Annotated in this window: 16 protein-coding genes; 8 read left to right on the forward strand and 8 right to left on the reverse strand. The window is 59.0% G+C overall.

Annotated features, from left to right (window positions below):
* Together GBC55_RS28400 and GBC55_RS28405 are read right to left on the reverse strand one after the other, a co-directional pair.
* A partial coding sequence (locus tag GBC55_RS28400) for an MCP four helix bundle domain-containing protein (protein WP_247267045.1) occupies positions 1-435 on the reverse strand: 435 nt, incomplete at its 3' end.
* A gap of 109 nt (positions 436-544) precedes the next feature.
* Positions 545-1,282 (reverse strand): DUF72 domain-containing protein, encoded by a 738-nt coding sequence (locus GBC55_RS28405; protein ID WP_162440263.1) that lies wholly within the window; start codon positions 1,280-1,282, stop codon positions 545-547.
* Positions 1,283-1,426: 144 nt separating this feature from the next.
* Here GBC55_RS28405 and GBC55_RS28410 point away from each other — a divergent pair, with 144 nt between their 5' ends.
* The gene (locus tag GBC55_RS28410; protein WP_162440264.1) at positions 1,427-2,242 is read left to right on the forward strand and encodes a DUF1206 domain-containing protein; all 816 of its coding nucleotides are present in this window, start codon (positions 1,427-1,429) and stop codon (positions 2,240-2,242) included.
* Positions 2,243-2,300: 58 nt separating this feature from the next.
* Here GBC55_RS28410 and GBC55_RS28415 read toward each other — a convergent pair whose 3' ends face one another.
* On the reverse strand, positions 2,301-2,867 hold the full coding sequence (locus tag GBC55_RS28415) for a nucleotidyltransferase family protein (protein WP_162440265.1): 567 nt from the start codon (positions 2,865-2,867) through the stop codon (positions 2,301-2,303).
* A gap of 109 nt (positions 2,868-2,976) precedes the next feature.
* Here GBC55_RS28415 and GBC55_RS28420 point away from each other — a divergent pair, with 109 nt between their 5' ends.
* Entirely contained in the window at positions 2,977-3,381 is a 405-nt protein-coding gene (locus GBC55_RS28420; protein ID WP_162440266.1) for a GFA family protein, read from the forward strand.
* Here GBC55_RS28420 and GBC55_RS28425 read toward each other — a convergent pair.
* From GBC55_RS28425 to GBC55_RS28435, 3 genes are read right to left on the reverse strand one after another with little or no spacing between them, the layout of a single operon-like run.
* Positions 3,361-4,386 (reverse strand): HAMP domain-containing sensor histidine kinase, encoded by a 1,026-nt coding sequence (locus GBC55_RS28425; RefSeq protein WP_162440267.1) that lies wholly within the window; start codon positions 4,384-4,386, stop codon positions 3,361-3,363. The two genes, GBC55_RS28420 and GBC55_RS28425, sit on opposite strands and share 21 nt — an antisense overlap.
* A gap of 9 nt (positions 4,387-4,395) precedes the next feature.
* Positions 4,396-5,856 (reverse strand): ATPase domain-containing protein, encoded by a 1,461-nt coding sequence (locus tag GBC55_RS28430; RefSeq protein ID WP_162440268.1) that lies wholly within the window; start codon positions 5,854-5,856, stop codon positions 4,396-4,398.
* Positions 5,853-6,287 (reverse strand): hypothetical protein, encoded by a 435-nt coding sequence (locus GBC55_RS28435; protein ID WP_247267046.1) that lies wholly within the window; start codon positions 6,285-6,287, stop codon positions 5,853-5,855. The genes GBC55_RS28430 and GBC55_RS28435 overlap by 4 nt, the downstream gene beginning before the upstream one ends.
* A gap of 190 nt (positions 6,288-6,477) precedes the next feature.
* On the opposite strand from GBC55_RS28435, the gene GBC55_RS28440 reads away from it, so the two are divergent.
* The 3 genes from GBC55_RS28440 (at position 6,478) to GBC55_RS28450 (ending at position 9,252) form a co-directional block, all read left to right on the forward strand.
* Positions 6,478-6,882, forward strand: coding sequence for a hypothetical protein (locus GBC55_RS28440; RefSeq protein ID WP_162440269.1), 405 nt, complete (start codon positions 6,478-6,480; stop codon positions 6,880-6,882).
* Entirely contained in the window at positions 6,876-7,568 is a 693-nt protein-coding gene (locus tag GBC55_RS28445) for an RES family NAD+ phosphorylase (protein WP_162440270.1), read from the forward strand. Before GBC55_RS28440 ends, GBC55_RS28445 begins: the two co-directional genes overlap by 7 nt.
* A 349-nt stretch (positions 7,569-7,917) precedes the next feature.
* On the forward strand, positions 7,918-9,252 hold the full coding sequence (locus GBC55_RS28450) for an amidohydrolase (protein ID WP_162440271.1): 1,335 nt from the start codon (positions 7,918-7,920) through the stop codon (positions 9,250-9,252).
* On the opposite strand, the gene GBC55_RS28455 is transcribed toward GBC55_RS28450, so the two are convergent.
* A complete protein-coding gene (locus tag GBC55_RS28455; RefSeq protein WP_162440272.1) occupies positions 9,253-10,107 on the reverse strand; it encodes a LysR family transcriptional regulator in 855 nt (284 codons plus the stop codon).
* A gap of 74 nt (positions 10,108-10,181) precedes the next feature.
* Here GBC55_RS28455 and GBC55_RS28460 point away from each other — a divergent pair, with 74 nt between their 5' ends.
* The 3 genes from GBC55_RS28460 (at position 10,182) to GBC55_RS28470 (ending at position 13,115) form a co-directional block, all read left to right on the forward strand.
* A complete protein-coding gene (locus tag GBC55_RS28460) occupies positions 10,182-11,123 on the forward strand; it encodes a DMT family transporter (protein WP_162440273.1) in 942 nt (313 codons plus the stop codon).
* A gap of 60 nt (positions 11,124-11,183) precedes the next feature.
* Positions 11,184-11,849, forward strand: coding sequence for a class I SAM-dependent methyltransferase (locus GBC55_RS28465; protein ID WP_162440274.1), 666 nt, complete (start codon positions 11,184-11,186; stop codon positions 11,847-11,849).
* Positions 11,850-11,936: 87 nt separating this feature from the next.
* Positions 11,937-13,115: a GGDEF domain-containing protein gene (locus GBC55_RS28470; protein ID WP_162440275.1), complete on the forward strand. Its 1,179-nt coding sequence runs from the start codon at positions 11,937-11,939 to the stop codon at positions 13,113-13,115.
* Positions 13,116-13,146: 31 nt separating this feature from the next.
* On the opposite strand, the gene GBC55_RS28475 is transcribed toward GBC55_RS28470, so the two are convergent.
* The gene (locus GBC55_RS28475) at positions 13,147-13,572 is read right to left on the reverse strand and encodes a DUF2628 domain-containing protein (protein ID WP_162440276.1); all 426 of its coding nucleotides are present in this window, start codon (positions 13,570-13,572) and stop codon (positions 13,147-13,149) included.
* Between the last annotated feature and the right edge of the window lie 832 nt (positions 13,573-14,404).

Consider the following 14,404-nt stretch of genomic DNA (forward strand, 5'->3'; position numbering starts at 1 on the left):
GCCCAGGTCTTTTTGCGCGGCGTCGGGATTTTCCAGCGCCAGCCCGACTATGCGTTCGGCCGCACTGATGTAGGTATCGAGGCTCGGCTTGACCTTGTTCAGCCCCGTCTTGATGGTGTCGTTGACCGGCAGCTTGAGGTTATTGCCCAACACCTCACGAAAACGCGCGGCATGTTCGTCGATGGAACTGCGCACCTCGGCTTTGCTGCTGGTGCTTTTGCCCAACCCGACCAGCATCGCGGACAAGACGTCGGCGCGCAGGGCGTCATGCATCATGTCGGCCTCAAGGTGGTTGCGCAGCGCGGCCATGTTGACCTCATTGTCGTTCACCGCCCCCGCCATGTGCGTATTACCCAGATATCCGGCCAGGCTCATGATCAAGGCCGTGAGCAGGCCGGTGCCAATCAGCAGAATCAAGCGTAATTTTATCGACACTTTGGGCATTCCTGGTCAGTTGGGTAAAACCATGCGCGGATGGTTTCTCTGAACAGGTTATCGACCGGGTGAGCGGGTAATTGAAGGCGATTTCCAAACGACTGTTTCTTTACGACCTGTGGTCAGGGTCGGCCAGCATGGCGCGCAAAGTCATCGCGTTACTCACTGCAAAACCGCTGGCGGTGTTATCGAAGATGCACCAGATCACGCTTCGGGCTTGCGTCGCCAGGTGCATGTGCTGCGCCAGGTTTTCCAGCCGGTCGCGGTCATAGTTGCTGTGATAAATGCGCGGGGAACCGTGCCAGCGCCAGTACTGAATCCCCGGCCAGCCGCCCGGTGCGTCACCGCCCGGGATAGGCGATGGATCAGCCGCCACTCGCCCGATGCGCTTTTCGACCAATACGGCGTCGGCGTTCAGCCAACTCTCGTGCCGGGGCTCAAGCACCACAGGGCCAGCGTAACGCTGGCGCAACGCGCTAAAGAATGCATCGGCGACGGCTTCGTCATAGGCCAGCGACGGCGGCAACTGCACCAGTAAACAGCCCAGCGAGTCCCCGAGCGCGGTGCATTGGGAAAGGAATTCCTCCAGCAACGACTCGCAGTCCTGCAAGCGCTGAACATGGGTAATGAGTTTTGGCATTTTGACCGAAAACCGGAACGTCGCCGGCACCGATTCGGCCCAGCGCGCATAGGTTTGAGGTCGATGCGGGCGGTAGAAAGAACTGTTGATTTCGACCGCCGTCAGTTGCGACGCGTATCGCTGCAGGTGGGTGCCGTCAGCCGTGAACAGCGGCCAATGCTCGCGAGGCAAGCTCCAGCCGGCACAACCGACGTAGACAGGTGGCATGTGATTGGCCTCGCTCAGTAACCGGTTTTTTTCACCTTAGTTCAATCGATTACCGCCCCTTCAACATCGTTCAAACAAATCGGTTTATCGAACCCCTCCCCAAGCGATGGGTCTGCTCTTGTATAACTTCTCGGAAATACTCCAATGCTCGCTCAAAACACGCTTGTCTTACTCGCTCGGGGCGGATACGCCGCTCGAGGTGTTCTTTATCTGATTATTGGCATTTTCGCTCTGTTGGCGGCTCATGACTCAACAAAACCCAAAGACAGTCACAAAAGCCTGGAGGCGCTGTTAAGCCAGCCATTCGGATATGTCCTGGTCGAGCTAGTCGTGGCCGGTTTGCTGGCCTTCGCCGGATGGCGAGTTCTGCAAGCGATTCGCGACGTCGATCATCACGGTACTCAACTCAAGGGCTGGGTGATTCGTGCAGGTTTATTGGCGGGAGGTCTGGTTAACGGTGCCCTTGCGTTTTTTGCATTGGGCCTGCTCATCACCGGCCTTCGCAGTTCAGGCAGCTCCGGAGGTGAGAACACAAAGGATTTACTGGCGCATCTTCTGTCCTGGGATCACTCGAATGTGTTGGTCTACCTCGTTGCACTCGTGCCATTGGGTGTCGGCATTGCTCACATCATCAAAGGATGGAAGGCGACCTTCGAGAAGTACTTTGAGGCGGACGAAGAAGTCATGCGCTACATACGCCCGGTGTCTCGATTTGGGCTCATAGCCCGAGGCGTGGTGTTTATCGAGATCGCCCTGTTGCTTGCGATGAGCGGTTCCCGGTTTGAAGCCACGAATCCCCCGGGCTTGAAGGAAGCCCTTGATGCCCTTCAGAACCTGCCAGCCGGCGCTTTGATTCTGATGGTGATGGCGCTGGGGTTGATTGCCTTTTCGGCCTACAGTTTTTCCGAAGCGGCCTGGCGAAAAATAAACATGGATGTGCCGGGGGTTTCTGGATCGTAGTCGACAGGTGCTGTTGTTGAAGGTTGAGATAAGGACACCGTGGGCTCGAGCGAATGGTTCAAATGTCCGGGTCCAGAATTTTCAGCCACGGCCAGCGCACCTGATAACTCCTGGCCTTCTGCTCGAACAGATGCCGCTGAAGGTTGACCGGGTTGATCCGCAACAGACCTTCCTCGACATCACTCAACCCATAAGGCGCATACACCTCGCCCGTCAGTACGTCGACGCCGATACAGGTTCCCGCGATCAGGTAGCGATCAACCCCCTCCTTCGCCGAGTTCAGCTGGGGATACGCCCCGCCAAACCGCTCGCCGTACCAGAGGTGAACCCGTGCCTGGTTCTTGATTTCAATGCTCACATCGAGGTCGTGGAAAAGTTCGCCGGCGGCCTGGATGACGTCATTCTCGGCCTCCCATGACACGTCCTCATCAAAGTAGAAAACGTCATAGTCCTTGATGCCCCATGCGACGGGTCGCTCGGCCTGATGGTTCCAGACCGCTTGAAACAGGCAGCCTGCGGTGAGCATGCACTGGTTCAGGCCAAGCGCGGGCAAACGCTTGAGTATCTCGGCGTTTGCCGGGTTGGTCTTGGCGATGTCGATCAAGCGTTGGGTGGTCAGTGTCATGCACACTCCTTGTCCGGTATGAAAATCCCTGGAGACGGACAATACATTAGAACCGTCAGCGTTCTTGCCACTAAAATAGCGCCTTTCGATTCCCGGGATCACGAGCATCATGGATGAACTGCACCGAGGAAGCTGCCTGTGCGGCGCCGTCACCTATCACGTGTCGGGCGCGCTGAAAGCTGTTACGCATTGCCATTGCAGTCAATGCAGAAAGGGTCACGGGGCAGCGTTTGCAAGCTATGCCAGCGCACCTCGCTCGACGCTGTCGATTGACCGGGGCATGCATGTCCTCAAGACCTTTCATTCGTCTGAAGGGGTCGCGCGACAGTTTTGTGGCGAGTGCGGGTCTTCGCTGTTCTGGTCTGACTCGAAGGGTGATTTTTCGGACTGGGTATCGGTGGCGATCAGCACGCTGGACACGGCGCTTCTGATCAAGAAACACAAACATGTGCACGTCGAGTCGAAAGCGTCTTGGTATCCGATTGACGAACCGTTAACGGCTTACCAAGGGTAAGGTCACGACGAACTCGCTGCCCTTGCCATCGCCGTCGCTCATGCCGACCACGGTACCGCCATGAGCCTCGACCAATTCGCGCACCACTGTCAGGCCAATGCCCAGGCCGGCCCCGTTGAAGCCGACGGCATGAACGTCCTGCACGAAGGGCTCGAAAATGAACGGCAGCGCCTTGGCCGAAATACCGATGCCATCGTCGCGAATGCTCATCGTCAGGCTGTCACCTTCGACCGTGACCGCAAGCGTCACGGCGCCGCCCGCCGGGGTGTACTTGGCGGCATTACCCAGCAGGTTGCCGAGAATTTGCGTGAGGCGCACGGGATCGCCGTCTACCGCCAGCGTTTGCTCGGGTAACTCGGCGGTGAACAACAAATGATGCGCCGTCATCAGCGGGCGGCACACCTCGATCGCGTCCTGGATGATCGGCACCATGTCGATCAAGCAGCAGTTGAGACGCAGCTTGCCGGTACTGGCGCGCGAGACATCGAGCAAATCATCCACCAGCCGTGACATGTGCCGAACCTGACCTTCGATCAGCTTTTGCATGCGCGGCAGCTCTTCGCTGGGCACTCGCACCAGCCGGCCGGCGATCATGCTGATGGGCGTCAGCGGGTTGCGCAATTCGTGGGCGACGAGGGTCAGGATGTTGCGTTGCTGCTCCAGCGAGTGCTCAGCCGACGCTTGCAACTGTTGCGCGCTGAGGGCGGCGATCACCAGTTGTTCGTTGGCTTCGCGCATCTCCAGGAGCATCTGCTGCTCTTGCTCGGTACGCTGTGGTTTTTCAGCATCGGACTGGGCCAGCAAGATCGCCAGCACCAGCTGTTGATTGGCCTCGAGCAACTGCTCCACCTGCTGGTGATCCATCAGCCGGGTATTGGTGTCGTTCAGTTCCTTTTGCAGAGCTGCCAGCACCGCTCGCGCTTCCACGGTTTTCTGACCGAGCAGGAACAATTCGCGAGTGGCAAATGCCAGCGCTTCCTCGTTCCGGCTATCGGCCCCGTTCATGATCTTGGCTCATACATTGTCGAGGACTGTGTGCTGCCGGGTTGGTCGGCCACCGAGCAACCCTTCCTGATCGGGCAACATCTCGCCGATCTGTAACCCATTATCGTCGATGCGATACAGGCGCAACTCATCGGAGTGTGCACTGGCCCGTACCTTGACCACGGCCATGATGCGCAGCAAGCGGCTCTGCACTTCAATGTAACGCTGGACGATGATTGCGTCGGTGAGAAACGCCGTGCCGTAAGGACTGAATCGCAGGTCGGTATAGCGGTCTTCCAGTTCCGAGGTCATCAGCACGCTGACGCCCGCGCCGGTCAATGCAGTGACCATGCGCGACAGCGACTCGCGAAAGTCTTCACGGAAGGTCGGCGCCAGCGCCAGTTCGAAGCCCGACAGCGAATCGATCACCACGCGGGTAGCCTTCAATCGGTCGATTTCGCTGAGCAGTAACTGGACGATTTCATCAATGGACAGGTCCGGTGCGCGACTGTCCACCAGGCCCACTTTGCCGGCCTGGATCAGGTTGGCCAGCGTAGCGTTTTGCGAATGATTGGGTCGCTGCTCAAACACCGCGATTACACCGGTTTCCCCGTTGCGTACCCCTTCGGCGAGGAAGGTCGCGGCCAGGATGCTTTTGCCTGAACCCGACGGGCCGGCCACCAGCAGCGAATACCCCCGAGGCAACCCGCCACCAAGCATCTCGTCGAGTTGCGGCACGCCCATCTTCAGGCGCTTGGCAGGGAATTGCAGCGGTGCTTCAACCGGGTTGAGGGGCGCAGGTGCGAAGACCTTGATCCCCGACGTGGCAATACGGAAGGTGTGCAGCCCCGGCAGCGTCGGCTGGCCGCGCATCTTCATGATTTCCATCTTGCGGACCATGAAGTTGCGCTCGACGCTTTGACGCAGCCAGATCAGGCCATCGGCCACGGTGAAAATCGGGTTGGTGTCGGTTTCGGTGAAGTACTCGCCGATCAGGAAGGTCGTGGCCTGCCAGGTCGTCATCAACATGCCCAGTTGCTGGACGAACTGCGGCAGGTTGTTGTTCGGGTTGTCCTGGGTCTGGCTGGCCAGCACCACTGAACGGAACGAGTCGACGAACACCAGCGCCGGGGAATGGGTTTCCACCTCGCTGACAATGCGCCGCAGGACTTCGTCCAGGTTACCGGCCAGGGTGTCGTCGGCCAGGTTGATGTAGCGAATCGAATGGTTGATCGCTTCACTGTCGAAAAAATCGAACTGCTGCTGGTAACGCAGCATTTTCAATGGCGGTTCGCCGAGCACGGTAAAGAACAACGCCGGGCGTTCCGGTGTCGCCAGGGCGAACATCATCTGGTGCGCCAGGGTGGTTTTGCCGCAACCTGGCGGGCCGGCGATCAGGTTGAACGAAAATTCCGGCAGACCTCCACCCAGCACCTCGTCCAGGCCTGGCACGCCGGTGGCCAGACGGTTGATCGTTACTTTGGTGCTCATGGCGAAATTTCCTGCGAAGGGGTGTCGCTCAAAGAGGGTCCCCACACGTCACGAAGCAAACGTGCGGTGAGCGAGGGCCCGATCAGCGTGGTCAACAACTCGTGAAACGTGGTCAGCAGCACTTCACCGAAAAACAATGCATCGGTTTCGCTCTGTTCAACGAGCACGGACTTGAGGGCAATAAGATCCAGCGTCGACTGCACACTGTCGTAGGTGCCGGCCAGACGCGGATGGTTTGAGGCGCACAGGTGGATGCTGCGGCGATAAAGCGCGACAACCCCTTGATGGCCGATGATGGGCGTGAGGGCTGCGCCCATATCCTGCAAGGTGGTAACGAGCGCCTGGGCGATCCTGGCGATGTCAGCGTTGGGACCCACACGGTGCGCCAGAGAAGCTACGATCTGGCGGCTCTCTTCGCTTTGCGCGGTCATGGCAAACTGATATCTGATGGTCAGAACTCGATAGTACACCCTCTCTCAGGCCTTGATACGTTAATAAACACCTCGTTGAGGCGGGCCACCGAAAACGTTGATGCGCATCACTACTATCTTTTTCCAGCTTGATCTGCAGATTCAATAAGACTATAAATTAATCTATAGATTAAGCGTTAAGGAAGTTGTCATGGCCGTTACCCTTCAAGCACAAGCATTTTCCAAGAGCCAATGCGTCACCGGCCTTCGCGCGGCCGTCAGTATCATCGAAAAGTGGGGTGCCTCCAGCGAACAGGCCTGCCGGATCCTGCGTATATCCCGCAGCACCCATACCCGCGCGAAGCAACGCGACCCTGATTGGTCCGTGTTGCTGGATGCCGATCAGATGCAGCGCATCAGCTTTGTGCTCAACATCCACGCGGCGCTGCGCCTGGTGTTCGATAATCCCGAAAATGTGTATGGCTTCCCGGCGATGCCCAATGAGAACGAGTTTTTCAACGGGCGTACTCCGTTGGACATCATGTCTCAGGGCGACATGATTTCGCTGTATGAAACCTTCCGCCGCATCGACGTGCTGCGAGGCGCGCAATGGTGACGCTGAAGCAGCTGCCCGAGTTCACTGGCGAACTGCTGCAGGCTTATCGGCTGGTCAACTCGAAATTCCCGCCCATCGACCTGTTCGATGACGTTGCCGACGCGCAAGAATTCGAGGTGCTGTATCAGTTGCAGGCACTCACCAATCCCAGGCTGAAAAACGAAATCGGTCAGCTTGAGATGATTGCGCGAAGCGAGATCCCTTTCGGTATTCCTGGCTGCTCTTACGCAATAGCCCCCTTCACCCACGTCAACCCTGCCGGCTCACGATTCAGCGATGGCAGCTTTGGCGTGTTGTACCTGGCAGCGTCCATGGAAACCGCGCTCGCCGAAGTGCAGCATCACCAGGGTTTGTACTGGTCGAAAGTCCGGGGCCTGAACTATGAGCGGTTTGTATTCCGGGGTTTGTCCTGCTCCTTCATCAATACGGCGATGAAAGATGCCACCTCCATCGCGAGCACAGATCCGATCTACGCGCCGGACGATTACTCGCATTCCCATCGTTTGGGCAAGGCCATCAAAGAGGCCCGTTGCCCCGGCATTCGTTATCACTCGGTGCGCCTGCAAGGTGGCTACTGCTGGGCACTGATGACACCCAGGCCCGTCTCACAGATTATCCAGACGGCTCATTACGAAATGATCTGGAACGGGCAGATCACCGGGGTCAATAAAATCAGCGAAGCGTGATCGAGACCGGTCATCTGCCCTCTTCATCGCGAGCAAGCTCAGCTCCTACAGGGATTGGTGGCGCGCACAAAATCCCGCACCCGGCGAAGATCCAATTGTAGGAGTGAGCCTGCTCGCGATGACGGTCTGACAGCCAACAATTTCTCGTCCGCAATAGCCAGTTTCTGCAGATCATTATCCGTATCGAGCACGTTTCAGTGTCGCGATGATGCACCGAATTGGGAGGTTTATTAAAAAGCAAAAAGCTGTGCGATTACCGGTCAACTGCCTTTGTCCCCTCGTTGACCACGTCATACCCTTGGGCGCTGCAACTGTGTATCCACAACAAAAACATAAGCGAGAAATCACTTTGAAGCGTCCGATCCAAACCCCTTTATGCCTGGCCTTGCTGGCTGCCGTTGCCACCACTTCAAGCCAGGCCGCCGACCTCAATTGGGTGGACCCAGCGGTCACCTCGGTCAACCAGGAAGTCATCGATCTGCGTCACACCATCCACCAGCATCCGGAACTGGGAAACCTCGAATTCAAAACCGCTGCCCTGGTCGCCGAGCGTCTCAAGGCATCGAACATCGAGGTGCGCACGCAAGTCGGCAAGACCGGCGTCGTCGGTGTCCTGAAAGGTGGTTTGCCCGGTCCTGTGGTAGCCCTGCGTGCCGACATGGATGCGTTGCCGGTCAAGGAGATGACCAACCTTCCCTTCGCCAGTCAGGCGACGAGCGTCAGGCTAGGCAAGAGCGTGCCGGTGATGCACGCCTGTGGCCACGATACCCATACGGCGATGCTGCTGGGTGCCGCCAAGGTACTGGCCGAACATCGGGATCAGGTTCGTGGCACGGTGGTGTTCCTGTTCCAGCCGGCCGAAGAAGGCGCTGCGGACGTCGACGAATTCCAGACCGACACCCTGATCGGCGCGCAAGCAATGATCCGCGATGGCGCGTTGGATTCACCGAAGGTCGAAGCAATATTCGGCGTGCACGTGATGGCGGGATACCCGACCGGGCACCTTTATTACAAGTCCGGGACTGTGCTCAACAGCAGCGATTCATTCCGCATCACGCTCAAGGGGCAACAGACCCACGGCTCCGCGCCCTGGAGCGGGATCGATCCGATTGTCACCAGCCAGAGCATCATCAGCGGCTTGCAGACCCTGGTCAGCCGGCGCATCGACCTGACCAAGGGTATGGGCGTGATCAGCGTCGGTACGATCAATTCCGGCTCGGCAGCAAATATCATTCCCGAAACTCTGGAGATGACCGGGACCATTCGCACCAACAACGCCGATATCCGCGACACCATCCTGCAAAAAATGCCACCACTGGTTAGCGGCATCGCCAGCGCTTATGAAACCGAAGCCAATCTGCTGCTCGTGAACAACGCACCGGTGACCACCAACGACCCGAAACTCACCGAGGCCATGGTGCCGGCACTGGAACTGGCCGCGCCGGGCAAAGTCGAGCGGCTTGAGGCGTCATTGTCACCCAGCGAAGATTTCTCTTACTACGCGCGCAAGGTGCCCGGACTCTTCGTGTTCCTTGGCGCGACGCCCGAAGGCCAGGACATGAGCAAGGCGCCGAACAACCACAGCCCTTACTTCACCGCCGATGACGCTACCCTCGCCACTGGCGTGAAGGCGCATGTGCAGTTCGTCATGAACTATCCCGGGCGATCGGCTGTGACACCTTGACTAAAGCCGAAAGCGTTGCTGCAGGGCATCGGTAAGCAGATCCACCGCCTCATCGCCGGCTGATGACAGCGAACGCATAAACACAATCTCATGGGCCTGTATGGCGGGAAAACCTTCGAGGATCTGCATGTTTTCCGTCACACGGGCGCGGTCGATCAAACTGATCGCCAGCCCGGCCTCCACGCAGGCCTTGATGGCCTGATTAGAGGGGCTTTCCAGCACCACGCGAGCGCGTCGGCCACTGTGCTTGAGCGATTTCATCATGGCTTGCCGATAAGGGCATTGCGCCGCATGCACGGCCAGCGGCAGTGGATCCGTCGTGGCCATCGCGGTGTTCGCCGGCCCCACCCAGACAGGGGTGGTAGAGACCAGTAACTGCGCCTGCGCGCTCGACTGCCCCTCGGGTTGCGCAATCACAGCGGCCTGAAGCCTTCCCCGCAGCACCTGATCACGCAGCGCATAACTGGGCGCTGTCTTTAACTCCAGCACCACGTTAGGCCAGGCGGCGGCGAATGTCGGCAAGATGTCGCGGATCACGTGGGTGGCATATTCATCGGGCACGCCCAAGGTGATGCGCCCTGACAAATGGGTGCCATGCAGGTCGGCCAGCACCCGGTCGTGGGTGCACAGCAATTCTGTCGTCGACACCAGCAGGCGCTTGCCCAGCGCGGTCAGGGAGACTGACTGATTATCGCGATTGAGCAAGCGGCCGCCGGCGACTGCTTCAAGCCGCTGGATATGCACACTCACCGCTGCCGGGCTCTTGTGCAACTGCTCGGCTGCCGCACTGAATTTGCCTATCCGCGCCACGGCATGAAAAGTACGCACCAGCTCAATATCGAGGATCGCTGTCATGATTCCGTCTTCGTGAATGACTCATGCATTTAATTTTGATTTATTAGATTACGCTGATTTCGTAGCCTGTGGCGATGAACCAGCACACTCCGATTTCATGTCATCAGCAAGCCACGCCTGACTGGCGCCAGACGCTTCCCCTGCCCTTGCTTGAGGCCGGGCTGGTTCTGACGTGGAGCTCAGGATTCGTCGGTGCGCGATTCTCGCTTGATTACGCGCCACCCTTGCTGGTGGTGTTCTGGCGCTGTGTCGTGGTCGCGCTCATCCTGTTTCCTTTCGTCGCCAGGCCATTGCGCCAGACCTCGCTTGCCGTGCTGTTGAAGAACGCAGGCATCGGTCTTCTGGCCATGGCGGGCTATCTGGCCGGTGTGGTGCAAGGTATTGCCCTGGGCGTGCCGGCGGGACTTGCGGCGCTGTTCGCGGACCTGCTGCCGATGGGCATGGCCTTGCTCGCGGCCGTCGTTCTTGGGCAACGAATGGTCTGGCAAGTCTGGGCGGGGCTGGTCATCGGCCTTATCGGCGTGGTGCTGGTGACCCATGGCGCGCTGGGATGGGGCAACGCGCCTCTGTGGGCTTATGGCCTGCCGCTGCTGGGCATGCTGTCGCTCGCTGTGGCGACGCTCTGGCAAAAGCATTTACCCGCTTCGCAATCCTTGGGGCTGCTGCCCAACCTCTGGCTGCAATGTGCGGTCTCCAGCGTTGCATTCGCCATCGTCGAGGGCGCGCAGGGCAGCCTGGCGCCGATACCCGGCACAGGATTTGCGCTGAGCGTGCTGTGGACGGTCGGTTTATCGACGCTCGGCGGGTATGGGCTTTACTGGATCTGCCTGCGCCGCGCCACGGCCACTCGAGTCGCCAGCGTCTTGTACTTGAGCCCTCCCGTAACGATGCTCTGGGCCTGGGCCATGTTCGATGAACCGTTGTCATGGCAAATGATCGCAGGCATGGCCGTGTCCGGAATGGGCATCTGGCTGGTGGTGCGTTCGGAGGGTCGGCAAACATCGCGCCAAAACTGATGTTCGCTGATTCCGTACCTGTCCTATTCTTTTCTCCAGGCAACCACACCGGACAGCGAAATGCATGATCCCGAATCCACCCTCCTCCACAGCTGGCACCACAACGCCCACTCCTGGATAGAGGCTATCCGAACCGGCAGCATCGACAGCCGCCTCAAGGTCACCGACCAGGCCATCCTGCTGGCAGTGCTGGCCCGTCAGCCCGAGCGCGTGCTCGACCTGGGCTGCGGTGAAGGCTGGCTATTGCGTGCGTTGAGCGAACGCTCCATCGAAGCGATCGGTGTGGATGGCGACGCTACGCTGGTTGAGTCTGCACGCACCTCGAGCGCCTGCCGGGTGCACCTGGCGAACTATGAAGAATTGGTGGCGGCGAAGGTCGACATTGGCAATGCGTATGACGTGATCTGCGCCAACTTCGCCCTGCTGCATCAGGACATCATTCCTCTGCTCGCCGCCATGAACGCCCTGCTCGCCCCGGGTGGCGCACTGCTGATCCAGACATTGCATCCATGGGCAGCAGCAGGGGGCGATTATCAGGATGGGTGGCGAGAAGAAACGTTCGAGGGGTTCAAAGGGGATTGGCAGCCCATGCCCTGGTACTTCCGGACTCTGTCCAGTTGGGTCAACGCGCTGGACATGGCCGGTTTTCGCCTCGCCAGTGTGCAGGAGCCCCAGCACCCGCAAAGTCCGCTGCCGCAGTCGCTTCTGCTGGTGGCGGAGCAATGAAAACGTGGCGACGGCCAACCCTGCGAAAATTCATCTTAAACGCTTACAATCGCGCCCTTCATTTCCAATCAGGCACCCCGTCAGGCTATGGCGCTCGACCCTCCCACCCTCTTGATACTGTCCATCGCCCTCGCAGCGGCCGCCGCGCTGTACCTGGCGATTGAGTGGCGCAACGTTCGGGAGCCCTCGCTGCTGTTCTGGAGCGCGGGTTTTGCGACGATCACCGTGGGATCGACCCTGGCCTTGCTGCGCGGAAGCGGCCTTTTACTGATCGGCATCTGGTTTGCCAACGGGCTGCTGGTGACGGCCCACTGGCTGTTCCTGATGGGCGTTGCGCGCTTCACACAGGCGCGACTGTCGCGCGCCTGGTACCTGATTTTTGTCGCATGGATCGCCATGCTGATGTTGCCGGGGGAGCAGCCCTGGTCGAAGGTCATGCTGCTGGTCAATTCGCTGTTGGTCGCCCTGCCGACGCTCAAGGCAAGCATGCTCCTGCGCCCCCACGGCAAATCCCTGAGTGTGGGAGCGGGACAACTGCGCTATGTGCTGCTGATCCACGGGCTGTTCTACCTCGTCAAGGCATTAACGGCGGTGGTTCCGGGTACGCTGATCGATCTTGCTGCCTTGCGTGGCGAGATCATCCAGATTTCGTTGGTCGAAGGTGCGATGGCGATCATGCTGATTGCGTTGTCAATGACCGGATCCGAGCGCTATCGCCGGGAGAAACGGATCGCACGGCTGGCCTCCCGTGATCCGTTGACCGCCCTGTACAACCGCCGCGCCCTGGAGATGCGAGCGCCGCGACTCATGGAGAAAGCTTCGACCGAACGGCCGGGTGCCTTGTTGTTGATCGACATCGACAACTTCAAACTGGTCAACGATTTGTACGGCCATACTGCCGGTGACCGGTTGCTCGTCGCACTGAGCGAAATGATCCGTTCGGGACTGCCGGAAGGCGCGCTGGCCGCCCGGCTGGGAGGTGACGAGTTCGTTATCTTGCTGAAAAACGCATCGACCGAACGCATTGAGACGTTGGGTGGCGCGCTGCGTGAAGAGTTTCATAAAGCGGCTGTCCAGACATTTGCCACGCCTGAACCGGTCACCCTGAGCATCGGCGCCAGCCTGTTCGACCAGCCGCCTGCCAGCCTGGCGGCATTGATCGAGCAAGGTGACGCTGCGCTCTACGAGTCCAAACGCGGCGGACGCAACAGCATCCGCCTGGTCGATCGGACCCGCGCGAGTGGCGAGGCACAGTGGACTCGTTGACTCGCCGCTCGCAGGCGCTTGTGCAGATGACTTACCAGCGCATGCCCTTGAACGGATTCCATCCCTGCTCGCCCTTCTGTTCCTTCAGGTAATAAGCGTAGTTAGTGGAAAGTGCATACAACATGTTCATCGCAAACCCTACGGCAAAGTTGACCTGCTTGGCATAGCTGAACTCGACCAGCGCGAAGACAACATCCAGCACGAGGGTGAGCGCAATAATGATCGCAATCAGCGTCAGGTTCTTTTTCCACAGTCCCAGCACAAACAGGTAAATCGGGCCAAAGAAGAACGCGATAATGTTTGAGTTGATGGTTATCTTCCGTTTAAAGGGAAGCTGCTGGAGTGCCGGTTTGTATCCCGGCGCATTCGGCGCACCGTAGGTATCGAAAAACGCAAAACGCTCCTGCCATTTCGCGCTGTACTTGCTGTGGTCCTGCACTTGTTCTGTCGTGCTCATTCGATAATTCCCTGTAGTCCCTGAGTGGTGTGTTTCTTCCAGACTTCCTTAAAAGTGCGGTGTGTCGTGTGCTGCCGACCCACAGTACTCTCATTTCAAAAGCAATGATTACGATTCAGGTACATCGGAGAAAAGGATCGGCTGTCAGGTCGCCATCGACGGAACGCCGCCCGGACCACGCTCGGCTCCCACAGGGAAACGCACAGGCTTCAAGCGTCAGGTCGGCTGTAAGGCCGCCTCGCTGGCTTTTGATCTGTTTTTGATTTTGATCTTCTTGCCCCATCGGCAGGCCGAGCGCAGGTTCTGCGCAGTGGGCAACCCGGCATGGATGCCGGGTTAGCCGCGTACGGCCATGGATGGCCGATCGCGGCGGGCCCACGGAGCAGGACCGGAGTGAGGGTATGCCGAGCCCAGGCGAGGCACCGGACGAAAGGGGCAAGAGCGTTTGGTTACTTGGCGCTCTTCCAAGTGACTCGCTGTAAGAGCGAAACCGATAGCCGCCGTGACCGCAGGAATGGATATGTACCCCAGCAGAATCTCACCGCCGATCAGACCGCTATCGCGAGCAGGCTCGCTCCTACAGTTTGATCCGGTTACATCAGGAAAAAATCGGTCGGCTATCAGGCCGCCATCGCCGGCAAGCCAGCTCCCACACTTGATCGGGTGACATTCGGGAGAGAATGGTCGGCTGTCAGGCCGCCTAATTTTGGCTTTTGATCTGCTTTTGATCTGCTTGCCCCATCGGCAGGCCGAGCGCAGGTTCTGCGCAGTGGGCAACCCGGCATGGATGCCGGGTTAGCCGCGCACGGCCATGGATGGCCGATCGCGGCGG

It is taken from the genome of Pseudomonas sp. TNT3, assembly GCF_010095445.2.
Taxonomy (GTDB): Bacteria; Pseudomonadota; Gammaproteobacteria; order Pseudomonadales; family Pseudomonadaceae; genus Aquipseudomonas.